This is a genomic window from Pseudomonas viridiflava (assembly GCF_900602065.1).
GTDB lineage: Bacteria > Pseudomonadota > Gammaproteobacteria > Pseudomonadales > Pseudomonadaceae > Aquipseudomonas.
In genome coordinates this window covers 1-22,117 of the sequence record NZ_UWFN01000285.1, presented here as the reverse complement: position 1 = coordinate 22,117, position 22,117 = coordinate 1, and the positions used below count along the sequence as shown (strand labels likewise).

Genomic DNA, 22,117 nt, shown 5'->3' with positions numbered 1-22,117 from the left:
CGGCAGGCAGCAAGCGTAAACGTAGTGCTATCAGAGTGTTGCGATACAGCGGCATTCGTAAACGTGAGTACAGTTACGATGTACTCAGGGCGATCGTTCAGCTCAGCAACAGAGAACCCGCAGGACCGGCTTTAGCCGGGAGGGCAATACTTCTGGCGAAGGATTATCTGCGAATGGACCGGCCTCTTTCGGCTAAAAACGAGGCCTACAGGTCCGGTGCTGGATTTTCAATCATCCTCACGAGAAACAGGCCGTGCGCCGCTCTGCAACGTCTTGCCCAGCGCCTCGTTGACTTGCAGCCAACCGTCGACCGCCTCGCGACCCGCCTCGGCAAACACGCGCTGCAACAGCTTCACCTGTTCGCGGCGCAATGCCTGTTCGAACTTCACGCCTTCGTCGGTCAGGCCGAGTAAACGCTTGCGCTTGTCGCTGTCCGGGGCGGTGCTGTGTACCAGTTCCATAGCGATCAGTTGGCGCAGCGGTGCATTCAGCGCTTGCTTGCTCACGCCAAGCACACTGAGCAGCTCTTTCACGCTCAAGCCGGGGTAGCGGGCAATGAAAAAGACGATGCGCTGATGCACGCGGCTGAAGCCTCGTCGGGCAAGCATTTCGTCGGCTTTGGCCGTGAATGCCTGGTAGCCGAAGAAGAAAGCTTCCATGGCGACTTGCTGAGATGCAGAATTTTTAAGGTCAAGCATATTGACGTATCTAGGTCCGGCGTCGTAATTTCGGTCAACCAGTTTGACTTATTTCCAATTACTTCGGCTAGCGGTGATCTCAATGGCTTTCTCCGAACGCGTGTCCCGGCTTAAAAGTTCTCTGATTCGTGAAATCCTCGCCGCAGCGCAGCGTCCGGAAGTGATGTCCTTCGCGGGTGGCCTGCCTGCCGAAGCGATGCTGCCTCGGGTGGAGTGGGCGGACATGCCTGTTGCGCTCGGCCAATACGGCATGAGTGAGGGCGAGCCCGGATTGCGCGAGGCCTTGGCTGCTGAGGCGCGGGCGATTGGTCTGCAGTGCGATGCCAGCCAGGTGCTGATTGTTAGCGGTTCGCAGCAGACACTGGATCTGGCCGCCAAGCTGTACATCGATAAAGGCACGCAGATCGTGCTTGAGGCGCCGACTTATCTCGCGGCGCTGCAAATATTCCAGTTGTTTGGTGCTGACTGCCTGACCGTCCCGCTACAGGCCGACGGCCCTGATTTACCTGCCTTGCGACAGCAACTGGAGCAGCACAACCCTGCGTTCGCTTACTTGATTCCGACCTTCCAGAACCCGTCCGCAGTGCGTTACAGCGAAGCCAGTCGTGAGGCGGTCGCGGCCTTGCTCGATGAGTTTGGCGTGACCCTGATCGAAGACGAACCCTATCGTGACCTCACTTTTGATGGGGGCAGTGCCAGACCTATCGCCAGCCGTTTGCAAAAGGCCAGTTGGATCTACACCGGCACCGTGTCGAAAACGCTGCTGCCGGGTCTGAGGGTCGGTTACTTGATCGCTAGCCCGGATCTGTTCCCGCATCTACTGCGTTTGAAGCAGTCGGCGGATTTGCACACTAACCGGTTGGGCCAGTGGCAGGCGCTGCAATGGATTGGCACCGAGCACTACCGTGAGCACTTGTCTGAGTTGCAGAGCTTCTACCGTCAGCGTCGGGATGCATTTGAGGCTGCACTGAAACGACATTTTGCCGATATAGCTGACTGGAACCGTCCGCAAGGTGGTCTGTTTTTCTGGCTTACGCTCAAGCAGCCAATGGACACACGGAGCTTGCTCGACGAAGCGCTGAAGCAGGATGTGGCGTTCATGCCGGGGGAGCCTTTTTTTGCTGATCCGGATGCCAACCTTGGCTACCTGAGGCTGAACTTCAGTCATATTGATCCGGCCCGTCTGGACGAAGGCCTGAAAAGATTGGCAGCGGTCGTGCGTCAGGCCCGTTTAGAGCAAGTCGCGTAATGGCGTGGACCAGGCGAAGCATTGAAGGAGAAGGGTATGTATAAGGTTTACGGCGATTACAATTCGGGCAACTGCTACAAGATCAAGCTGATGCTTAGCCTGTTGGGTGTTGAATACCACTGGGTGCCGGTGGACATTCTCAACGGTGAAACCCAGACCGCCGCGTTTCTGGAAAAGAACCCCAACGGCAAGATCCCTGTGCTAGAACTCGAGGACGGGACTTGCCTGTGGGAGTCCAATGCGATTCTCAATTTCCTGGCCGATGGTAGCCAGTACCTGCCGGGTGAGCCGCGGTTGCGTACGCAGGTGTTGCAATGGCAGTTCTTCGAGCAATACAGCCATGAGCCGAGTATTGCCGTAGCACGCTTTATCCAGTTTTATCTGGGCTTGCCTGAAGAGCGGCTTGAAGAGTATCGCTCGCTGCACAAGGCCGGTTACCGCGCCTTGGCGGTGATGGAGCAGCAACTGAAGCGCACGCCGTTTCTGGTGGGGGAGACCTTCTCCATCGCCGATATCGCGCTGTACGCCTACACCCATGTTGCCCATCAGGGCGGCTTCGATCTGACGCCTTACCCAGGCATCGTGCAGTGGCTGGAGCGAGTGAAGGCGCAGCCCGGCTATGTCGGCATGCTGGATTGATCGTCAGTGGCACCAGAAGAAACCGGTCACGCAACATGACCGGTTTTTTTATGTCCGATTGTTTTAGCAGGCTGAAATCGCTGGGTCGGGCTGGCACTGGCCGTTAACCTTCGCGCCGGTCGGGGCCAGTTTTGCCAATTCATCACAATCACTCTCGGAAAGGAGTTCCACATGCGCTTTTCAATGATGGCCGTTTTGACTTTTATGGCGCTGGGCATCGGCTGCTCCGCTTCTGCCCAGACAGCAGATTGCAATGCCAACCAGGCGGCCATGAACCGCTGTGCAGGTCAAAAGCTGGCTGCGCTCGATGCTGAGTTGAACAAGCAGTACAAGGCGCAAATGGCCTATTTGCAGAGCCCGGCAAAAAAACAGGCGCTCAAGGGCGCGCAGCAGAAATGGATCGCTTTTCGTGATGCGGATTGTCTTTATCAGGTCGGCAAGGCTGAGGACTCCGGCTCGATCTGGCCGCTGCAGCAGTCTCAATGTCTGGCCGAACATACTCAAGTGCGGGTCGAGCAGCTGAAGGCGTATTCGACGTGCCGTGAGGAAGGCTGCCCGAACTGATGTCGGGCAGTCAGCATTGAGTCAGACGGCTGCGAAGCGCTGATTCAGATAGTCGATGATCACTTTGGACTCGTACATCCAGGTGGTCTTGCCGTCCTCTTCAATACGCAGGCAGGGCACTTTGATCTTGCCGCCTTCATTGAGCAGTGTCTGACGATCCTGTTCATTGTTCTTGGCGTCGTGCAATGCAACCGGGACATTGAGTTTATGCAGGGTGCGGCGCGTCTTGACGCAGAACGGGCAGGCATTGAACTGATACAGGCTGAGGTTCTTTGCCGATTGCTCGACGGCAGCCTGAGCCTCGGGCGTGCGTTTTTTCTTCGCCGGGCGGGTGATGAAGTCGATGAAGATGACCAGTTGGCCCAGACCAACCCTTAATGCCTTGATAAACACGTGAAGACCTCGCAGAAGACAGGCGTGAAGTGATCGCCCCTGCCCGGCGAATGTTCAGCCGGGCAGGGCGTCAATCACTTGATGAGGCTGAGGAACTCGCCGCGGGTTGAAGCGTTATTGCGGAATTCACCGAGCATGACCGAGGTGATCATTGAAGAGTTCTGCTTTTCAACGCCGCGCATCATCATGCACATGTGCTTGGCTTCGATCACCACCGCCACACCCAGCGCACCGGTCACCTGCATGATCGCTTCGGCGATCTGACGGCTGAGGTTTTCCTGGATCTGCAGGCGGCGAGCATACATGTCGACGATGCGAGCGACCTTGGACAGCCCCAGTACTTTGCCATTGGGAATGTAAGCAACGTGCGCCTTGCCAATGAACGGTAGCAGGTGGTGTTCACACAACGAATACAATTCGATGTCCTTGACCATCACCATTTCGCTGGCATCGGAGCTGAACAGGGCACCGTTGGTGACCTCTTCCAGAGTTTGTTCATAACCGCGACACAGGTACTGCATCGCCTTGGCAGCGCGCTTGGGAGTGTCGAGCAGACCTTCGCGGGAAACGTCTTCCCCCAGTTGGCCAAGGATCGCGGTGTAGTTCTGTTCCAGTGTCACAGGGGCTGTTCCGTAAAAAGTAATGCCGTCAGCAACAGCGCCGTAACGATAACGAACATTCGTACGCCACAATGAGACAGATCGGCAAAAGATGCAGGGCGTGCCTGCGTTGCGCGACATAGTAACGTAGGACAGGCGGCAGTTGTATCGCTTGATGTCGGGAGCTTGTCTTTGTGTCCGATGTAAGTGACCTGTGGATTGCCCACCCACAAGCTGGAGGCTACTTGGTATTGGGCAGCAAACGTACTTCTACTCGTTGCCCCAGAGCGCGCGCCGCACTGGCCAGTGTTGCCAGGGTCATCCCTGAATCGCTCTCATCAAGGGCACGGTCAACGACTGTCCTGCTGGTATGCATCCGTTCGGCGAGGTCTTTCTTGGTTACTTTCTGACGTTTCATTGTCTCGGCAAGCTGCCAGGATATAACTCGTTTAAGCGCAGCAGCGGTTACCTCTTCGGCAAGATCCTGTTCTAAGAGGAAATCGTCGAAGTCAGACCCTATGTGCTTGTTCATATTTGCTCCTTACAGCCGCGATTTGCGTTGTCGTGCGGTCGTTAACTCGGTCAAGGGCGTTTTCTGGCTCTTTTTGACGAAACCGTGAAGCAGCACCATTTCGCGAGCCATGACAGTAAACAGCACTCGAGCGATGGTATCCCCTAGGTCGATCCTGACCTCCCATAGGCCCGCTTCAAGTTTTCTCACGATGGACATTCCCACCGGCCAGCCCATCTGGACTGCTTTGATATCAACGCCAATCAGCCGTTTGTGATGACGTGGAAGATCTGTTAGCCACCCGCGAACCTGCTCATTGCCAGTGTCTGTGCAGAAAAAACGTACGGCGAGAACAGGCGTGTCTTCGGACATGAAGGTCTAGTGTACCTAAATAGGTGCATATGGCAATCGCGGGAGCATCGACTTGGGCACTCTACCCAGCGGCACCTGTTTTCAAGCGATAGATATGTATCTATTTCCTTACCAGGCCCTCACCAACCCGCTACAGACTTAACACCCCTCGCAATGTCTGAATGAGCAGGTAACAAGTACCTGTCGCATGAGAGAGTGAATTGATGTCTGGTCGAATGTTGAAAGTGGCAATGGTGGTTGCAGTGCTGTCTGCAGTTTCAGGCTGTTGGCCGTTCTGGGGTCCAGGCGGACCCGGCGGGCATGGAGGCGGGGGTGGGCATGGCGGCGGTCACTACGAAGGTGGTGACCGCGGTGGTCCAGGCGGTGGCGGCCCTGGCGGGCGTGCGTAACGCCCTCTGGGTTGATTCGGGCTGCGACGGACTATTCGTCGCGGCCCTCCATCATGGTCCGTTTGAGCATGACGTACACTGCACCTGCGCCGCCATGTTTAGCCTGGCACGAGCAGAAGCCCAACACTTGCGCGTGTTGGCGCAACCACGTGTTGACGTGGCTTTTGATCATCGGCCTCTTGCCATCCAGGCGCACTGCCTTGCCATGGGTAACGCGCACGCAGCGGATTTCCAGTTTGGTCGCTTCTGCAAGAAACTCCCACAAGGTTTCCCGTGCGACCTCAACGGTCATGCCGTGCAGGTCCAGGCTGCCTTCGAAGCTGATCTGGCCAAGCTTCAGCTTGCGCATCTGGCCTTCCTGAACGCCATCGCGCGACCAGCTGAGTACATCCTCTGGTCCGACATCGATCACGAACTGATCAGACAATCCGTCGACTCTTGTTGAGTCGGTGCGCACAGTGGCGGACTGGCGCAATTTGGCCAGGAGTTTGCGGTCGGTTTTCGGTTTGCCTACATCGGCATATTCTTGCTTGATGGGCTTGACGCCGCGTAACTCGTTTTTGAACAGGGAAAAGTCGTCGTCTTGCATGTCAGCCTCCGCGAAGGAGGCTAGTTTAACCAAGTCGCGGTGGGAGCGCTGGTGTGATCCCGATATAGGTCACACGACATCACATGCACGGCATATCAGTCATGCTTCTTCATCAAATGCGGTGACATGTTCAGCCCATTCCTGCGGCGTCGGCCCAGTCGGCACCGGCGCCATAGCCAGACGCCTGAATAGAGGACCAATAGCCCTGCAAACACAACCAATGCTGCGCCAAGCGGGCTGGCGTTGAGTTCACCCAGCGCTTGAGGGTGGCCGATCAGGCTGGAAACACCTGCCATCGCCAGCAACACGCCGAAAGTCGCCAACAGGGCAGCAATGGCTGAACCAATGCGGACGCCCCAACTCCCCGATCCTTTTGGACGCAGGCGACGGGCATCAAAACCGTCGGATACTTTCATTCTGATTTCCTCCAGAGTATCGGGGTCTGACCCGGATAAGCGTCAGCGGGTTCCCCCAGTCAGGGAATCGGAGGCAAATGGTGGGTATTAATGGATAGGCGGTAATGTGAACAGCGTCACATGACCGCGCAAACGACACAGCTATGGACAGGCAGCCAGACGTGGGGCAGTCCGGCATTGAGCGATCATGCTCGTAGCCGGGCAGGGCAGATAATTCAAGAGGTGCAGCGATTCAGATCAGGTCTTTGGTAAGGGCAAGCGTCGCGAAGTTATCGTTCATGATCGCCATTTCAGTGCGATGAACGATATGTGCGCTCACGACACCATCCGGGCTTGGCAGGTCGCGCGTCGCACAGGCATCGTCTACCAGGGTGCAGCGATAGCCATAATCCTTTGCCGCACGCACCGTGGTGCTGATGCTTGAGTGGCTCATGAAGCCGCAGACAATAAGGTCCAGATGACCAAGGCTTTGCAGCAAATCGTCGAGCCCGGTGCCGTTGAAGGCGTTTGGCAGGCGTTTTTCAACCACCTGTTCACCTTCGAGTGGCTTCAGGTCGGGCATGAATTCACCGCGCTCACCTTGAGGGTCGAACAGGCCGCCCACAGTACCGAGGTGGCGGATGTGCACAATCGGGTTCTTACCCGCGCGAGCTGCGCTGACCAGTTTGTAGATATTGGCTGCCGCCTCATTCACGCCGGTCAGAGCCAGCGGACCACTGAGGTATTCTTTTTGTGCATCGATAATGATCAGCGTGGCATTGCTCAAAGTGGCCGCTGCATAGCCACGGCCGCTGAGTTGAAACATGGTCTTTGGATCGGACATCTGGGGCTCCTTTGTGTGGGGCTTTTGCGACATTCTCCTCCGCTTGAGCGGTTCTGGGAATGGCGGCGATGAGAAGCTCCGGTTTCTCTGGCCTTTAGCGGCATAGATGTTTCTCGGCGGCCAGCATTATGCCTTGATTAAAAAGCTGCGTATTCAAAACCATCGTCGAACGTGAGGCAGGTCAGTAATGGCACTCGGGCATCGTGTGTTACGGTCATGGCTGCTAGAATCTCAAGACGTATTCCAAGGAGCTTGCCCCAGTGATCACATCCCGCTTGCGCACTGTGCGCGACCATATCCGTTGGGCGGTCAGTCGCTTTCACGAAGAAGACCTGTTTTTCGGACATGGCACCGATAACGCCTGGGACGAGGCGCGCCAGTTGGTTCTGGGTGCACTCCATCTGCCTTGGGAAATTGCCGACAGCTATCTGGATTGCCGTCTGGAGCTTGATGAAATCTCCGAGCTGCAGCGTTTGATTGCACGCCGTATTGACGGGCGTGTGCCAACCCCTTACTTGTTGGGCGAGGCGTGGTTCTGCGGCATGTCGTTCATCGTTGATGAACGGGTATTGATCCCGCGCTCACCGATTGCCGAGCTGATTGAAAACCACTTCGCGCCTTGGCTGGCGGATGAGCCGGCACGCATTCTCGACTTGTGCACGGGATCCGGTTGCATCGGTATTGCTTGCGCTGACGAGTTTCCAGAAGCCGAAGTGGTATTGGCCGATCTGTCTTTCGAAGCGTTGGAAGTTGCCAACCAGAACATCGAGCGCCACGGGGTGGATCAGCGTGTCTACACCGTTCAGGGCGATGGCTTTGACGGTCTGCCAGGTCAGCGCTTTGACCTGATCGTCTCCAATCCGCCTTATGTTGATTCCGAAGATTTCGCAGACATGCCGGATGAGTACCAGCACGAGCCGGAACTGGCCCTGGCCTGCGGCAGTGACGGTCTGAATCTGGTACGGCGGATGTTGAGCCAGGCGGCAAATCATCTGACCGAGAAGGGTCTATTGATCGTTGAAGTGGGCAACAGCCAGGTTCACGTCCAGGCGCTGTACCCGGAAGTTGAATTTGCCTGGCTGGATTTCCTGCGCGGCGGCCACGGCGTGTTCATGCTCAGTGCTGCCCAGTGTCGCGAGCATCAGGCACTGTTTGAATCACGGGTCTGATTGATCAAGACAGAAGGCGCTCGCGATGAGCGCCTTCGGTTTGAAGATTAGCGGTGCGTTGCAATCCAGATCAACAATCCGGCCTGGAAGACTGCAAACGTTACCAGGCAGGCGATGGTGAAGCGCAAGCCGCTGTCTTCACGCTTGTACTTGCCGACCCGATCCTCGTGCTGACGGATCAACACTTCTTGCTCGATCATTTTTTTCTCGGCGTTTTCGAGCATCTGTGATGCTTCGAGAATCTCGATAATCTGAATCTTGTCGTTATTCCAGGTGCTGTGCAGGTTGCCCACCTGGACTTCCTTGAAGCTGCCTTTCATGTGCTGCGCGTCGGCGTAGGCGACTTCGAAGCCCTGAGTCTTCAGAAAGTGGTCGCGACGCAGGCGAGTGTCTTCGTTCAGGCCGTCCTTACTGGGTAGAGCGAAGGTTTCGACCTTGTAACCCGACCATTTTTTCTGTGCCCAGTGGATGCCTTGAGCGATCAGAAAGCGTCCGATACCCCGGTTCCACGGTTCGATCTGCAAGCCTGAATCCGGGCCGAAGCGCACGATATGCTTTTCATGATCCACCCAGACGTCCAGATGGTTCTGCTCGCGACGCACCCGTTGCCCGGGCAACTGGATGTTCAGGCGCAGCAGGCTCACTTCCTTGCTGTGACGTTCGGCACGGCCAAACTGCACAAAGCGCAGCGGACGGCCGCCCGTAGCACGATCGGTCTGCAGCGGGGCCAGACGCAGCATCAAAAAGTGTTCTGGCTTGACGTCGTCCCACAGTTGCGCAGGCGCTGAAGCTTGCGCTTCAGCGACTTCGGTATCTTCAGTGGTTTTGGGTAGCGCGGTTGTTTCTGTCATGTTTACGGCAATCCTGTCCTTGACCCTGTGCAGCAAACACAGCGCCAGCAAATCCCTATCGGCCGTTTTTACGAGTCCTGAAGGGTCTCCATGATTTCCTGACGTCAAATTTCCTTGATCACGCCGCAGGCACCGCTTCGATAAAGCGCAGAATTCGAGTGGAAAGCTCACTCGACAGAGGGAGCTGCGGATTCTTGTAAGACGCCAACTGACGTTTGATGTCGTTCGGCACGATGCGCAAGACGTGATTCATGCCCTCGATCAAGGCCAGCTCGGCATCGGGTTTGGCCTTCTTCAATAACTCTGCGTCACCGACACCCACCTGAATGTCATGGCGACCCTGCACGATCAGTGCGGGGACCTGCAGTTTGCCGAATGCGGCGGCAGGGTTTTGCCGGAACAGTGAAATCAGATACGGCTGAACGCTGGGGCGGAATACAACTTCCAGTTCGGCGGGCACGTCGTTGTCGGTCTTGCCGGCCTTTATTTCATCAATCAATTGATTGCTGCGCTGCAACAAAGGTGGCGGCAAACGGTATTGCAACTGTTCACGCAATACTTCGTCCACCGGGCGCCCGGTCCCTGCTACTGATATCACCGCAGCGGCCCCGGCTTTTTCAGCGGCCAGGGACGCGACCAGCGCGCCTTCGCTATGGCCCAGCAGGATCAATTGACCCAGGCGCGGGTCGGCCTTGAGTTTCTGGCCCCACGCCTCGGCGTCGGCAACGTAGGCTTCAATGCTCAGATTGCGCTCGTCAGGTGTTGCGGCCTTGCTGGCGGCGACACCTCGCTTGTCGTAGCGCACGCTGGCGATGTTGTGTTTGGCGAGGATGCGCGCCAGCCGTTTCATGCTGTCGTTGCGCCCGCCGTCCGGGTTGTTGCCATCACGATCGGTAGGGCCGGAGCCGGCAATGATCAATACCACCGGCACCGGGGCGTTGGATCTGGGCAGCAACAAGGTACCTGCCAACTCGCCTGTCGGAGTTTGCAGGACGATGGGGCGCTGCAGGACTGACGGAGTGGCCGCGTGAGCAAGCCCGGTGAGCAGGGGAAGAATCAAAGCGATAACGCGTAGCATCGTTGGGCCACTATCTGATGGGATGCCGATTGGACGCGGCCAGACGAATAAGGTTCGAGGATGAACTACGCGAGCAGCCTGCGTATACTGGCGGGTCTGTTTTTATCGATCTGGTTTTTTCGCTGATTTATCGGAGCGTCCGCATGTCCGGCAACACCTTCGGCAAGCTGTTCACTGTCACCACTGCTGGCGAAAGCCATGGTCCGGCGCTGGTTGCCATCGTTGACGGCTGCCCGCCGGGCCTTGAGCTGTCGCTGCAGGACCTGCAAGTTGATCTGGATCGGCGCAAGCCTGGCACCAGTCGGCACACGACCCAGCGTCAGGAAGCCGATGAGGTGGAAATCCTCTCCGGCGTGTTCGAAGGCAAAACCACCGGCACCTCGATTGGCCTGCTGATTCGTAACACCGATCAGAAGTCCAAGGACTATTCGGCGATCCAGGACCAGTTCCGTCCAGCGCATGCCGATTACACCTACCACCATAAATACGGTGTTCGCGATTATCGCGGCGGCGGTCGCAGTTCTGCGCGGGAAACGGCCATGCGCGTTGCCGCCGGGGCTATCGCCAAAAAGTATCTGGCGAAGATGGGCATCGTGGTCCGCGGCTACATGAGCCAACTGGGACCGATTGAAATTCCTTTCAAGACCTGGGATTCGGTTGAGCAAAACGCGTTCTTCTGTCCCGATCCAGACAAGGTTGCGGAGCTGGAAGCCTACATGGACCAGCTACGCCGCGACCAGGATTCGGTCGGCGCGAAGATCACCGTTGTTGCCGAAGGTGTGATGCCCGGTCTGGGCGAGCCGATATTCGACCGTCTGGACGCCGAACTGGCTCACGCGCTGATGAGCATCAACGCGGTCAAGGGCGTGGAAATCGGCGCCGGTTTCGCCAGCGTTGCGCAGCGTGGCACCGAGCATCGTGACGAGTTGACCCCCGCAGGTTTCACCTCGAACAATTCGGGCGGGATTCTCGGCGGTATTTCATCGGGGCAGCCCATTGTTGCGCACCTGGCTCTCAAGCCGACCTCCAGCATCACTACGCCAGGCCACTCGATCGATGTGCACGGCAATCCGGTGGATGTGATCACCAAAGGGCGTCATGACCCTTGCGTAGGCATCCGCGCCACACCGATTGCCGAAGCAATGATGGCCATCGTGCTGTTGGATCATCTTCTGCGCCATCGCGGTCAGAATGCCGATGTGCAGGTGACAACGCCCGTGCTGGGTCAGCTGTAATGCCCGATGGCGTTGCAGCTGCCAGGGCCAACTGACGTGACGCATCCCCCCGCTGGACAGCTGCCTTATTGGCGGCTGTCCAGTTTTTACGTGTTTTACTTCGCTTTACTGGGCTCCACAGCACCGTTTCTGCCGTTGTATTTCAGTCATCTCGGGTTTTCCAGCGCGAGAATCGGTGAGCTGGTGGCGATCCCGATGCTGATGCGCTGTATTGCGCCCAATCTCTGGGGTTGGCTGGGGGATCACACCGGGCGTCGTCTGATCATCGTGCGCTTGGGCGCCATCTGTGGATTGCTCGCTTTTTCCTTGATTCTGGTTGAGCAAAGCTATGCTTGGCTGGCGATGGTCATGGCGCTGCACGCCTTCTTCTGGCACGCAATCCTGCCGCAATTCGAAGTCATTACCCTGGCGCATTTGCGAGGCCAGACGTCCCGCTACAGCCAGATTCGGTTGTGGGGCTCCATCGGTTTTATTCTTACCGTAGTCGGCGTGGGGCGTTTATTCGAGTGGTTGAGCCTCGACTATTTCCCTTATGTGCTGGTAGCAATCATTTTCGGGATTGTCATCAGCAGTTGGTGGGTGCCCAATGCGCACCCCGTCGTGTCGACGACTCATCCGGAAACGGGTGGTTTTTTCCGGCAACTGAGGCAGCCAGGAGTACTGGCTTTCTATGCCTGCGTCGGGTTGATGCAATTGAGTCACGGCCCGTATAACACCTTCCTGACCCTGCACCTGGACCAGCTAGGTTACGGTCGCGGATTGATCGGGGGGCTCTGGGCGGTCGGCGTGGTTGCTGAAGTATTGATGTTCATGGCCATGAGCCGGGTATTGCAACGCTTCTCGGTGCGCCAGGTATTACTGGTCAGTTTTCTGTTGGCCTCGTTGCGCTGGTTACTGTTGGGCAATTTTGCCGACCATCTGTCAGTGCTGCTCTTTGCCCAATTGCTGCATGCCGCCACATTCGGCAGCTTTCACGCGTCTGCCATCCACTTCGTGCAACGTAGCTTCGGCCCGCAGCAACAAGGCCAGGGGCAAGCGCTGTACGCGGCGCTGGCCGGTACGGGCGGTGCATTGGGGGCGCTTTACTCCGGCTACACCTGGAACTTCCTTGGTGCCGGCTGGACATTTACCATCGCCAGTGTCGCGGCATTGGCCGCTGCCGTCATGGCGGCTACACGAATGAAAGAGGAGCGGGCATGAGCCGCGAACAATTGAGTCAGGCAATTATCGACGCCGGACGTTTTCTATACGGTCGCGGCTGGTCTCCCGCCACCAGCAGTAACTATTCGGCGCGGCTGTCAGCCAGCGAGGTATTGCTGACCGTCTCTGGCAAGCACAAAGGGCAGCTGGGCATCGACGACGTCCTGGCCACCGATCTTGACGGCAATAGCCTGGAGCCGGGGAAAAAACCTTCGGCGGAAACCTTGCTGCACACGCAACTCTACCGCTGCAAGCCGGAGGTGGGGGCCGTACTGCACACTCATTCGGTCAACGCGACCGTTCTCTCTCGTCTGACCGAGGCAGATCACCTGGTCTTCGAAGATTACGAACTGCAGAAAGCGTTCAGTGGCGTTGTCACGCATGAATCACGGGTCGTGGTGCCCATCTTCGACAACGATCAGGACATCGCGCGTCTGGCGGCTAAAGTGCAGCCCTGGCTAGATGCGCATCCCGATTGCGCCGGTTACCTGATTCGCGGCCATGGTTTATATACCTGGGGCGCGAAGATGAGCGATGCGCTGCGGCAAATCGAGGCGTTTGAGTTTCTCTTTGAATGCGAACTCAAGACCCTGGCCATACTGAACCGATAACGTTTTAGCATTCAGCCCGAGCGACCTGTAAAAGTCGCGGGACAAACCGAACCGAGCCGAGGAGCGCAGCCATGAGCAGCCTGTATGTTTATCACCAGTCCAGCCCTGAGCAGCCACATAAAGTCCTGACCCATGTCGAAGATATCGCTTCGACCCTGGCCGAGCATGGCGTGGGCTTTGACCGCTGGCAGGCCGCTACGCCGATTACCCCGGGTGCCAGCCAGGAAGAAGTGATCAGCGCCTATCGTGTGCAAATTGACCGGCTCATGACCGAGCGCGGTTATGTCACTGTTGACGTCATCAGCCTCAACAGCGATCACCCGCAAAAAGCCGAATTACGTGCCAAGTTCCTCGATGAACATCGGCACTCCGAAGATGAAGTGCGTTTCTTCGTCGCCGGGCGGGGTTTGTTCACATTGCACATCGGTGAGTATGTCTACGCCGTACTGTGCGAAAAGAATGACCTGATTTCAGTACCCGCGGGCACTCCACACTGGTTCGACATGGGCGAGAATCCGCATTTCGTGGCGATTCGTCTGTTCAACAATCCTGAAGGCTGGGTCGCGAATTTCACAGGCGAAAAGATCGCCAGTCAATTCCCGCAGCTCGACGATTTATAGGATTCGGTTTCCATGACAATCAAAGCGGTCCTGACCGATATCGAAGGCACTACCAGCGCGGTCAGTTTTGTATTCGACGTGCTGTTCCCGTTTGCGGCGAAGCATTTGCCGGATTTTGTTCGCCAACAGGCGTCACGCCCTGATGTCGCCGCGCAGTTGCAGCGGGTGCGCGAGGACAGCGCGGAGCCGGACGCCGATGTCGAGCGCGTCATCGTGATTCTGCTCGCGTGGATAGCCGAAGATCGCAAGGCGACCCCGCTCAAAGCGTTGCAAGGCATGGTCTGGGAGCAGGGCTATAACGCCGGTCAGCTCAAGGGCCATGTTTACCCCGATGCAGTCGAAGCACTCCAGCGCTGGCATGAGCAGGGTTATGGCCTTTATGTTTATTCCTCGGGCTCGATTCAGGCGCAGAAGCTGATTTTTGGTTGCGCCGAGGCAGGAGATCTTTCAGGGCTGTTCAGTGGCTATTACGACACCACCTCCGGTGCCAAGCGTGAGGCGCAGTCGTATCGCAACATCACCCAGGCCATTGGGCTGCCAGCCGGGGAGATTATTTTCCTGTCGGACATCGTCGAAGAGCTGGACGCCGCAAAGGCCGCAGGAATGGCTACTTGCGGGCTGGTGCGGGAGGGCGGCAAATTGCCCGGGCACATCAACGTGGTGAGCTTCGCCGACATCGACCTGTCTGCATTCTAACGGCGAGGGAGTGCTCCCCTTGTAGGCATCTTCGGGCCGCACTCTGCTGATTCGAAGGGGGCCGTGAGTTCAGTTGAGTAAGCCCCATCCTGCGGAAAAGTAGGATGGGGCTTTTATTTGGGTAGGTAACACCTTTTTATTTCGAGTGTTGTTCTTCAACACTTTTAATCGTGTAGTTTTCTGATTGATCCAGCTCTGGCGCAGCCTGACCAACAATCAATTCAATCCTGCGCCGTGACTGGACAGAGGAGCGAATTGCGATGGGAAGTGCAGAGTCAATCAACTCGACCGAAAATCCACTCATACAACAGATGGTCAGAAGCATTCATGAACTGGACAGTCATCAGGCCATCGAAAATGCGCTGGAGTGGTTGCGGCAGGAATGTGAGTGTAAACGGGCGATATTTTGCCAGTTCAGAGGCTCGATGCTACTGACGCTGGTGACCTCCAATGTCGATGCTCGATGGAGTCAGGACTACCGAAGGCAACTGCTGCTGATGGAGGATCCGGTGGTCAACCATTACCGCGAACAATTAGGGTTTGTCGACTGGAAGGCCGCATTCAAGCGTTATCCGGCCCCGGCCAGTTATGACCTGGCGGTGGAAAAGTATGAACTGACACCCGCGTGTTCCTATGGGTACACCAGTCCGGCCCGCAGCTTTCAGGGCGTCACATCGATTTGCTCGCTCAATGGTTTGAGCCGGGGGCTTAAAGGCGCAGACAGGTACCTGCTTTCCAGTCTGGTGCCTGTACTCCATCTGGTCGGCAGAGGGACGAAGTTGCGTTCCAGAGGGCTGAGCGACAAGGAAATCGAGATACTTGAGTGGGCTCGCGACGGCAAGACAGCCTGGGAGATTGCCACGATTCGACAGGTGTCTGAGGCCACCGTCAAATATCACCTGAAGAGCATCTACAGCAAACTCGGGGTTTCCAACAAGGCACAAGCGGTAGGCGAGGCGTTATGTCAGGGGATTATCAAATGAATGACACCTGTGACCTGAACCGTAGCCGTAAGGTTTACTGCTGAGGTCTCGGCTGCGGGCGAAACGCTCAGGCAAAAAAAAGCCGTGAAAGCCAACAGGCAGTCACGGCTAAACAAAGGGAGCGAAGCGTTTGAATCGGTGCAGCGTGAAACGGACAGTTAAAACTCTCGAAGCTCTGGATCAACAGACCCCGGATCAACGGGTGTGATACGTCGGCAAGTCAAAGCGATGCTGGCTTTGCAGCATGGAAATTGCCGGCAGGTCACTTGCCTGGCCAGCCAGGTCACGGCGAATGGCGCTGATTACCCACTCAAGTTGCACCGGCGTGTGAAGCTGGGCGTAGGACACAGAGCGGCGGATTTGCTTGCCCTCATTGTTGCGCAGGGAGAGCAGCACACCACCATCTGGGCGGGCTTGAGTGGTGACGTCGAATTCGGAAAATACGGAAGCGAATTTTTCTTGGATAAAAGTCATGTCTAGCGGCTCCATTGCTCATGGGATAACAAGCTTGGTAGTACTAGTGCAGTGACTGTGCCAGTATTTGAATAAAAAAATTTCCTTTAAAAACAATATCTTACGGTGATCACGTTTTTTCGGATTCGTGCAATCTGCATGAATGGCCATCGGGCATCCTGCATTTTGCGGTTTTTTTCAGGTTTTTTTCAGCGGCGAGGGAACTTTGCTGCGCAGAGCAGAAAGGATTCAGCGGGTAGGTAGTGGCATGTTGCGTGAATACTCCGACCGCGCTTTCCGGATTTTATTCGGGTATTCAATAAAAAAGATGGGACGAACGTCTCATCAGTCGATGAACGGTGTGGGTGGCTCTCCACCTTGACCCGTGACGAACGGCTCTGGAGACTTGTGGTCATTAATAAACTGAAGGAAGTCATCATGCGGATGCTCTTCTTATATCCAGACTGCAGGAGTCACCCATGTCAGACCACCCCACCAGCAACCAGCCTGTGCAAATGAACGACGAGGAAGCTCTGGAGTTCGCCGAGCAGGTTTTTGATGTTGCCCGTCGCGGTGACGCGGTGATGCTGGACAGGTTGCTTGAGAAAGGTCTTACGCCTGATTTGCGCAACCACAAAGGCGACACGCTGTTGATGCTCGCCAGCTATCACGGTCATCAGGATGCGGTACAGGTTTTACTCAAGTACCAGGCGAACCCGGAAATCCGCAATGACAATGGTCAGAGCCCCATTGCCGGTGCCGCGTTTAAAGGTGACCTGGCCGTCGTCAAGCTGCTGGTCGATGCAGGTGCTGAAGTCGAGGGTGCTTCCGCTGACGGTCGCACGGCATTGATGATGGCGGCCATGTTCAATCGGACCGAGATTGTCGACTACTTGATCAGCAAAGGCGCCAATCCCAATGCACGTGATGCAAAGGGTGTGACTCCGCTGGCTGCCGCGCAGACCATGGGCGCAGCAGACACCGCCGCGCAATTGGCCCGACTTGCCGGCTGAAACGTAATACCGCCTTAAGTGATAGAGGCGCGAAGGATTTGTCGGTATCCTTCGCGCCTTTATTTTGCTCGACATCAGGACCTCCCATGAAGAATCAACTCATCGAATTAATCGGCAAAATCAGTTCGGGGTGCATGGGGGATCAGGACATCGAACGCGTCGCCGATGAGGCCGCCCAGGCGTACGCGGACCCTTCGGCATTTCTGGTGGCCAATCCCGATATCAATTACGACGACACGTTCCCTATCCCGTTGGGCGAATGGGTCGTGGTGGGGAGCCTCCCGGACACCGTTCTGTTTCAGGCCGACACTTACGTGGACCTGTTCGCCCAGATCGTCGACTCATTCGGGAAAGATGTCGCGTTCAACATCAAGCCTAAACAATTGGCAAAGGTTGATGCCCTGGTAGCGCTCAACCGCATTCAGATCCAGTTGGGCAGCATGAATAAGGAAAACGGCGGCTATGTGCTGATGAATTTCAGCCAGCCGTTGGACGATGAACTGCAGACAGTGTTGGTCTATGGCAACGATCAGGCACGGGTGCTGGAGTTGTGTGCCGCATTGAACATTCACGCAGCGCCTGCGCTGGAGGCACTGCGCAGTCTTTAAGCATTAGCCCAGCGCTGTATCGAGGAACATCATCACCGCAAAGCCGCCCATCAGCCCCAGCGTTGCTGAAGTCTGATGGCCATTGCGGTGGGTTTCCGGAATGACTTCGTGGGATACCACAAAGATCATCGCGCCCGCAGCCAGACCCAGGCTGACGGGGTAAGCGATGGCAAAGCCGCTGGATATCCCCAATCCGATCAGCGACCCGATAGGCTCCATCAAGCCGGAGCCTATCGCGACCAGCATTGCCTTCATGGCAGACAAGCCGGTAACGCGCAGCGCAAGTGCGATCGCCAGACCTTCGGGGATGTCCTGAATTGCAATAGCAGTGGCCAGCGGGATACCGACTTCCATATCGCCATTGGCGAAACCGACACCAATGGCCATGCCTTCAGGCAGGTTGTGCAAGGTGATCGCCAGCACGAACAGCCAGACCCGGTTGATGCGCTCTGAATGCGGCCCCTGCCGGCCAACGCTTTCATGTTCATGGGGCGTAAATTTGTCCAGACCGAGCATCAGCAGCACGCCCAGCCCCAAACCGACGACCACGGTGCCCGCAGCGAGTGGCCCGCTGTCGGTTATCTCACGAGCAGCAGCGAGCCCCGGCAGGATCAGTGAAAACGAGCTGGCCGCAAGCATCATGCCTGCGGCGAAGCCCAGCATGACGTCCTGGGTCCGCTGGGCAACATCTCTTAGCGCCACCGCCATGACTGCGCCCAGCGCTGTCGCGGCGAAACCGGCTGTGCCGCCCAGAAGCGCATAATGCAGGTTGTCCTGATTGGTGCCATAAACAGCGTTGTAGCCGCTGGCAATAAACAGCCCGAGTACGACCAGTATCACCAGCAGAAACCCCAGACTGAGCAGGGGCGTGGACTGAGCATGTGCCAGCCACGAGGCCCAGAGCGATCTTGGTTGTGCGGGTGTTTGCATGACTGGCTGACCTGTCTGGAAAATCTGAACGTCAATGCGTAAATGCGGACGTGACTCGATTCGGAACGCAAAAATATGCCGTTGGTTCAACGGAACCCTGTAGGAATGCCACTATCCTAAAGGGGCAATTATTCAATCTGGAGTGACATCATGGGTTCTACGTTTAATAGTCTGGTAGGGCTGATCATATTGGCCCTCGATATCTGGGCCGTCATCCACGTATTGAAAAGTGGCGCCGAAACCGGGATCAAAGTCCTCTGGATATTGCTGATCGTGTTGATGCCTGTGCTGGGTCTGGTCATCTGGGCTCTCGCTGGCCCGCGGGGTAATGTGCGGATTTGATCGAGCTTGAGCCATGGGCTATGCCGCGCTTTTCAATAGCGGTATAGGCCATGGTTCAAGTGAAGATCTGTTTATCAGGCGATTTTTTGAATCGGGTCGACGGCAACCTTCGCTAGTCGCGCGGCTTTCCGGATATCAGCCAGTTGCAGCCACTCAGTGAGCAAAACGTCCAGGTCTTCGCGGTCGGCCTGATCGCCGAAGACGTCTTTCCAACTGATGACACTTTCAGCCTGTGCTTGCAGACGTTTACGGGTGCGTTTGAGTTGTTTTTCTTCGCTGGCAGCCAGCGCAGTGACGCGAGCACGTGCATCGTGGAATAGCGCTTGCAATTCCAGTTGAGTCAGGCCTTTCAGACGCGGGTCGTTGCCGCTGTGAACGCGGGAATAGAACTCGGCATAAGTATTGGGCACCCAGGCCTTGAGCTCTGCCTCAATGTCCCTGACCTGCTGGGTAAGTAGTTCGGTTTCCTTGAAACTGAATAGCTTGCCTTTGCGGTCGATCACACTGGCGCGCCAGCGCAGCAAGTTGGCGAGGGCTGCCGGTGCATAGCCGATATGGCTGGAGTGATCGGCAGAGCTCATTACGGTTTCGGCAAACGATACCCGATCGGGCATGTCGCCCTGCAACTGCAATTCAGCCGCGTATTCGGCGCAAATCAGTTTTTCGATCATTGCGCAGCCCGGTTGCCACAGCACCATCGCTTCCGGGCTTGCGCCGGGTTTGCGCGGTATGAAATGCCGTTGCTCGCCGTGGTGCTCGTAATCGTCGCCTTCCATATTGACGAGGCTGGCAACGACGCCTCCCATACCCACTAAGCCTAATGGCCCGGCGGCAACGCTAAGCACGGCAGACGGGATCAGGGTTTTCCACTCAGAGTCCAGCCAGGTGAAGGGCACGCCGGGGACGGGGTCATTGTGGTTGACCATGCGGTGGTGAGTGAGGCCTTTGGCTTCGCGGACGAAAGTGGCGTCAGCGGCTCGGGGGGCGCCGAAGGTGTAGAGGATGACTTCGGGTTTTTCCGGAAAGCGTCGAATCCACTCCGCAGCCAATAGTGCAATCGCACCGCCTAGGCTGTGGCCTACTACGATAACTGTATGTTCCTTGGTGAAAAACGCCCTCAGGTACCGATCAAGGAAGCTTTTTGCTGAGGTAAACGCATCATGAAAGCCTCGGTGAGCTTGGCCCGGGCCGTCACTATAGGGAATCTGCCGCGCATCTGCGTCACGTAATCCATCCCCTAAACCGGCGGTGCCGCGTATGGAAATCAGCACGACTTTATCGTTGTGGGTGATAAAAGCCTGGGTGTCGGATTCGTTGTGCAGGAAGTGTGTGTTCTCCGGGTAGTCCCAGCCCTGCTCCTTTTCTTCGGTATAACGAACGTTGTCCCAAGGCACGATCTCCAGACGTTTGGAATACGGCACTTCCTCGCAGAGCAAGTGAAAAGGCCCCGCATTGTTAAATCGTGTCGGTTTCTTCAGATGCGCCAGCTCGTTGTGCAGGACCTGGCCAATCGAAGCAATCCGGTCGCCGTAGTAGGGCGGCGGTGCAGGCTGCTCGTCATGCTCACGCTCCTGATTGAATGGTGCATAGACAAAGGTGCTCATCACCGCCAGGTGATAACAGTTCAGCGCGCAAAAGGCCTTGGCCCGGGAAAAGATCGGGCTGTAAGCGCGCAAGGCTTTGACTTCAATCACGTGGTGTCGGCAGGGCGCTAATGGAATGCCCGCCTTTTCCTCTATGCCACGCTTTTTAAATAGCGCTTTGCATTCCGCCACCAGAAAAGGGCTGGGGAAGTGTTTGTCGATCGTGTGCTCGGGCAAATGCGCTGCCGCTGAATTGAGCACGAAGTCCCTTATCTGAACGTGATAGTAGAGGGCGTCTTCTTCCTTGGCGCGCACTTGCGGTAAATGCGGATCGCCGGGTTTGCGGTGGGCAGCAGGGGTTTGCTCGGCGGCAACCTGTATTGCGGTCAGTGGTATTTTGAATTTATCGCGTGACTTCAACCTGTCGTACCACGGATCTACTGCGCCTTCGTAGGGAGAAGACAAGTCGAGGAATAAAGGCCCAAGATAGTAATCATCCACGCGTGCAAATCCGTCGATGTCCGTCTCGCCCCTATAAGCTTGACCCTGGCTGTCATACGCCATGAAGCTTAATCCGGCGTAAGGTTCTCCCTTTCCGTGCTCGTCAACCAAACGGAAGCTGGCCCAATGTCCTCTTATGGGACATGTTTCTTGTAACCGCGGACCTATCATCGGCATTTGTTATTGCTCCTTGCAATTGGGATAGACCGTACAGGTCTGTCCGTTCATTTCGAAAGTTTTAAACACGGGTGGGGATTGGCACTTTATCCATCCACCCTCTTTGGGGAGGCATGGTTTCCAACCATTGTCGAACTTGATCCATGTCTGGTCGTAGTAGGGCCGTTCCTCGGTACTTACGTTTATATTGAGATGCACGGTTTTGTTTGCCAGCTCTGTTTTGTCCAGCTCCAGTCGTGCGGATCTACACCGCATCAGTTTGTCTATGCCGACATTCAGTGAGCTCTCTTTGAATGTGAAGCTACAATCTGCGTTCACATTGATAGTATTTACCTTCCCGAAGGAGAAGGTTTTGTCGGTGCCGTTTTGGCTAATTAAAAAATTACCGTCCGCATAAGTTTTTTGCCATTTCTCTTTTCCGTACCGCACATTGATTTCCAGCTTCACTCGCCCAAGCCTCATCCCGCACAGACCCTTGTAGTAACTCAGCGGTATTTCAAAACTAAACGCCTGAGGCTGCGCCTGAATCTCGGCGGTGTATCGCTGCGTATGACGCCGGGTGATGGTCTTGCCGGGTTCAAATGATTGTGTCTGACAACTGGCTTTACCCGGTTCATGGGGGCTATAGAAAGCAATGGCATCAATGCCAAACTCCGCAGGCAGCTGCCCCTTGAACGTAAACGTATCCCAGCCGCGACGGCTGGTGGCTGAGACTGCGGCCTCCTTGACAAGTGTTGCGACTAAATCACAGGCACTCAAGCTCAGCGTTAATACGCCAATACCCAGTATCCGAAGTGCAGTGCTGATTACCTCGGCAGATGTTCG

Annotated in this window: 27 protein-coding genes; 13 read left to right on the top strand and 14 right to left on the bottom strand. The window is 56.3% G+C overall.

Annotation, left to right across the window (positions count from 1 at the left end):
• Window positions 1-227 precede the first annotated feature (227 nt).
• Window positions 228-698 (bottom strand): MarR family transcriptional regulator, encoded by a 471-nt coding sequence (locus EE949_RS18445; RefSeq protein WP_122665609.1) that lies wholly within the window; start codon window positions 696-698, stop codon window positions 228-230.
• 82 nt (window positions 699-780) lie between these two features.
• Here EE949_RS18445 and EE949_RS18440 point away from each other — a divergent pair, with 82 nt between their 5' ends.
• The 3 genes from EE949_RS18440 (at window position 781) to EE949_RS18430 (ending at window position 3,150) form a co-directional block, all read left to right on the top strand.
• Complete coding sequence (locus tag EE949_RS18440) at window positions 781-1,947, top strand: PLP-dependent aminotransferase family protein (protein ID WP_122665608.1); 1,167 nt, start codon at window positions 781-783, stop codon at window positions 1,945-1,947.
• Window positions 1,948-1,983: 36 nt separating this feature from the next.
• Window positions 1,984-2,586, top strand: coding sequence for a glutathione S-transferase family protein (locus EE949_RS18435; RefSeq protein ID WP_122665607.1), 603 nt, complete (start codon window positions 1,984-1,986; stop codon window positions 2,584-2,586).
• A gap of 171 nt (window positions 2,587-2,757) precedes the next feature.
• Window positions 2,758-3,150: a lysozyme inhibitor LprI family protein gene (locus tag EE949_RS18430; RefSeq protein WP_122665606.1), complete on the top strand. Its 393-nt coding sequence runs from the start codon at window positions 2,758-2,760 to the stop codon at window positions 3,148-3,150.
• A gap of 21 nt (window positions 3,151-3,171) precedes the next feature.
• Here EE949_RS18430 and EE949_RS18425 read toward each other — a convergent pair whose 3' ends face one another.
• The 7 genes from EE949_RS18425 to EE949_RS18395 form a co-directional block, all read right to left on the bottom strand.
• Window positions 3,172-3,543, bottom strand: a complete 372-nt coding sequence (locus EE949_RS18425; protein ID WP_162874707.1) for a glutathione S-transferase N-terminal domain-containing protein — start codon at window positions 3,541-3,543, stop codon at window positions 3,172-3,174.
• 74 nt (window positions 3,544-3,617) lie between these two features.
• A complete protein-coding gene (folE, locus tag EE949_RS18420) occupies window positions 3,618-4,163 on the bottom strand; it encodes a GTP cyclohydrolase I FolE (protein ID WP_122665605.1) in 546 nt (181 codons plus the stop codon).
• 220 nt (window positions 4,164-4,383) lie between these two features.
• A complete protein-coding gene (locus EE949_RS18415) occupies window positions 4,384-4,674 on the bottom strand; it encodes an XRE family transcriptional regulator (protein WP_122665604.1) in 291 nt (96 codons plus the stop codon).
• Between the two features lie 9 nt (window positions 4,675-4,683).
• Window positions 4,684-5,025 carry a type II toxin-antitoxin system RelE/ParE family toxin gene (locus tag EE949_RS18410; protein WP_122665603.1) on the bottom strand — a complete coding sequence of 114 codons (342 nt, stop codon included), beginning with the start codon at window positions 5,023-5,025 and terminating at the stop codon, window positions 4,684-4,686.
• Between the two features lie 420 nt (window positions 5,026-5,445).
• The gene (locus EE949_RS18405; RefSeq protein WP_122665602.1) at window positions 5,446-6,003 is read right to left on the bottom strand and encodes a Smr/MutS family protein; all 558 of its coding nucleotides are present in this window, start codon (window positions 6,001-6,003) and stop codon (window positions 5,446-5,448) included.
• A 95-nt stretch (window positions 6,004-6,098) separates the two neighbouring features.
• Window positions 6,099-6,419 carry a hypothetical protein gene (locus EE949_RS18400; RefSeq protein ID WP_122665601.1) on the bottom strand — a complete coding sequence of 107 codons (321 nt, stop codon included), beginning with the start codon at window positions 6,417-6,419 and terminating at the stop codon, window positions 6,099-6,101.
• 232 nt (window positions 6,420-6,651) lie between these two features.
• Entirely contained in the window at window positions 6,652-7,242 is a 591-nt protein-coding gene (locus EE949_RS18395; RefSeq protein WP_122665600.1) for a cysteine hydrolase family protein, read from the bottom strand.
• Window positions 7,243-7,502: 260 nt separating this feature from the next.
• Between EE949_RS18395 and prmB the strand changes: the two genes are divergently transcribed.
• Window positions 7,503-8,411 carry a 50S ribosomal protein L3 N(5)-glutamine methyltransferase gene (gene prmB / locus EE949_RS18390; RefSeq protein WP_122665599.1) on the top strand — a complete coding sequence of 303 codons (909 nt, stop codon included), beginning with the start codon at window positions 7,503-7,505 and terminating at the stop codon, window positions 8,409-8,411.
• 47 nt (window positions 8,412-8,458) lie between these two features.
• Here prmB and EE949_RS18385 read toward each other — a convergent pair whose 3' ends face one another.
• Together EE949_RS18385 and EE949_RS18380 are read right to left on the bottom strand one after the other, a co-directional pair.
• A complete protein-coding gene (locus EE949_RS18385) occupies window positions 8,459-9,262 on the bottom strand; it encodes a hypothetical protein (RefSeq protein WP_122665598.1) in 804 nt (267 codons plus the stop codon).
• Window positions 9,263-9,380: 118 nt separating this feature from the next.
• Window positions 9,381-10,340 carry an alpha/beta hydrolase gene (locus EE949_RS18380; RefSeq protein ID WP_122665597.1) on the bottom strand — a complete coding sequence of 320 codons (960 nt, stop codon included), beginning with the start codon at window positions 10,338-10,340 and terminating at the stop codon, window positions 9,381-9,383.
• Window positions 10,341-10,483: 143 nt separating this feature from the next.
• On the opposite strand from EE949_RS18380, the gene aroC reads away from it, so the two are divergent.
• The 6 genes from aroC (at window position 10,484) to EE949_RS18350 (ending at window position 15,685) form a co-directional block, all read left to right on the top strand.
• A complete protein-coding gene (aroC, locus tag EE949_RS18375; protein ID WP_122665596.1) occupies window positions 10,484-11,575 on the top strand; it encodes a chorismate synthase in 1,092 nt (363 codons plus the stop codon).
• Window positions 11,576-11,611: 36 nt separating this feature from the next.
• Window positions 11,612-12,775, top strand: a complete 1,164-nt coding sequence (locus EE949_RS18370) for an MFS transporter (protein WP_240350669.1) — start codon at window positions 11,612-11,614, stop codon at window positions 12,773-12,775.
• On the top strand, window positions 12,772-13,386 hold the full coding sequence (locus tag EE949_RS18365) for a methylthioribulose 1-phosphate dehydratase (RefSeq protein WP_122665594.1): 615 nt from the start codon (window positions 12,772-12,774) through the stop codon (window positions 13,384-13,386). The genes EE949_RS18370 and EE949_RS18365 overlap by 4 nt, the downstream gene beginning before the upstream one ends.
• Window positions 13,387-13,457: 71 nt before the next feature.
• On the top strand, window positions 13,458-14,006 hold the full coding sequence (locus EE949_RS18360; RefSeq protein WP_122665593.1) for a 1,2-dihydroxy-3-keto-5-methylthiopentene dioxygenase: 549 nt from the start codon (window positions 13,458-13,460) through the stop codon (window positions 14,004-14,006).
• A gap of 12 nt (window positions 14,007-14,018) precedes the next feature.
• Window positions 14,019-14,702, top strand: a complete 684-nt coding sequence (gene mtnC / locus EE949_RS18355) for an acireductone synthase (RefSeq protein ID WP_122665592.1) — start codon at window positions 14,019-14,021, stop codon at window positions 14,700-14,702.
• A 260-nt stretch (window positions 14,703-14,962) separates the two neighbouring features.
• Window positions 14,963-15,685 (top strand): helix-turn-helix transcriptional regulator, encoded by a 723-nt coding sequence (locus EE949_RS18350; protein WP_122665591.1) that lies wholly within the window; start codon window positions 14,963-14,965, stop codon window positions 15,683-15,685.
• Between the two features lie 195 nt (window positions 15,686-15,880).
• On the opposite strand, the gene EE949_RS18345 is transcribed toward EE949_RS18350, so the two are convergent.
• A complete protein-coding gene (locus tag EE949_RS18345; protein ID WP_122665590.1) occupies window positions 15,881-16,159 on the bottom strand; it encodes a DUF3509 domain-containing protein in 279 nt (92 codons plus the stop codon).
• A 458-nt stretch (window positions 16,160-16,617) separates the two neighbouring features.
• Here EE949_RS18345 and EE949_RS18340 point away from each other — a divergent pair, with 458 nt between their 5' ends.
• Together EE949_RS18340 and EE949_RS18335 are read left to right on the top strand one after the other, a co-directional pair.
• Window positions 16,618-17,151, top strand: a complete 534-nt coding sequence (locus tag EE949_RS18340) for an ankyrin repeat domain-containing protein (protein ID WP_162874706.1) — start codon at window positions 16,618-16,620, stop codon at window positions 17,149-17,151.
• Between the two features lie 86 nt (window positions 17,152-17,237).
• The gene (locus EE949_RS18335) at window positions 17,238-17,759 is read left to right on the top strand and encodes a hypothetical protein (protein WP_122665589.1); all 522 of its coding nucleotides are present in this window, start codon (window positions 17,238-17,240) and stop codon (window positions 17,757-17,759) included.
• Window positions 17,760-17,762: 3 nt separating this feature from the next.
• Here the strand turns inward: EE949_RS18335 and EE949_RS18330 are convergent, their stop codons facing one another.
• Window positions 17,763-18,689, bottom strand: coding sequence for a ZIP family metal transporter (locus tag EE949_RS18330; RefSeq protein ID WP_122665588.1), 927 nt, complete (start codon window positions 18,687-18,689; stop codon window positions 17,763-17,765).
• Window positions 18,690-18,839: 150 nt separating this feature from the next.
• Here EE949_RS18330 and EE949_RS18325 point away from each other — a divergent pair, with 150 nt between their 5' ends.
• Window positions 18,840-19,031 (top strand): PLDc N-terminal domain-containing protein, encoded by a 192-nt coding sequence (locus EE949_RS18325; protein ID WP_099267294.1) that lies wholly within the window; start codon window positions 18,840-18,842, stop codon window positions 19,029-19,031.
• Between the two features lie 74 nt (window positions 19,032-19,105).
• Here EE949_RS18325 and EE949_RS18320 read toward each other — a convergent pair whose 3' ends face one another.
• Both EE949_RS18320 and EE949_RS18315 read right to left on the bottom strand, forming a co-directional pair.
• Window positions 19,106-21,115 carry a lipase family protein gene (locus tag EE949_RS18320; RefSeq protein WP_241152860.1) on the bottom strand — a complete coding sequence of 670 codons (2,010 nt, stop codon included), beginning with the start codon at window positions 21,113-21,115 and terminating at the stop codon, window positions 19,106-19,108.
• A gap of 180 nt (window positions 21,116-21,295) precedes the next feature.
• Window positions 21,296-22,117, bottom strand: an 822-nt coding sequence (locus EE949_RS18315) for a hypothetical protein (protein ID WP_122665587.1), incomplete at its 5' end; no start/stop codon positions are given.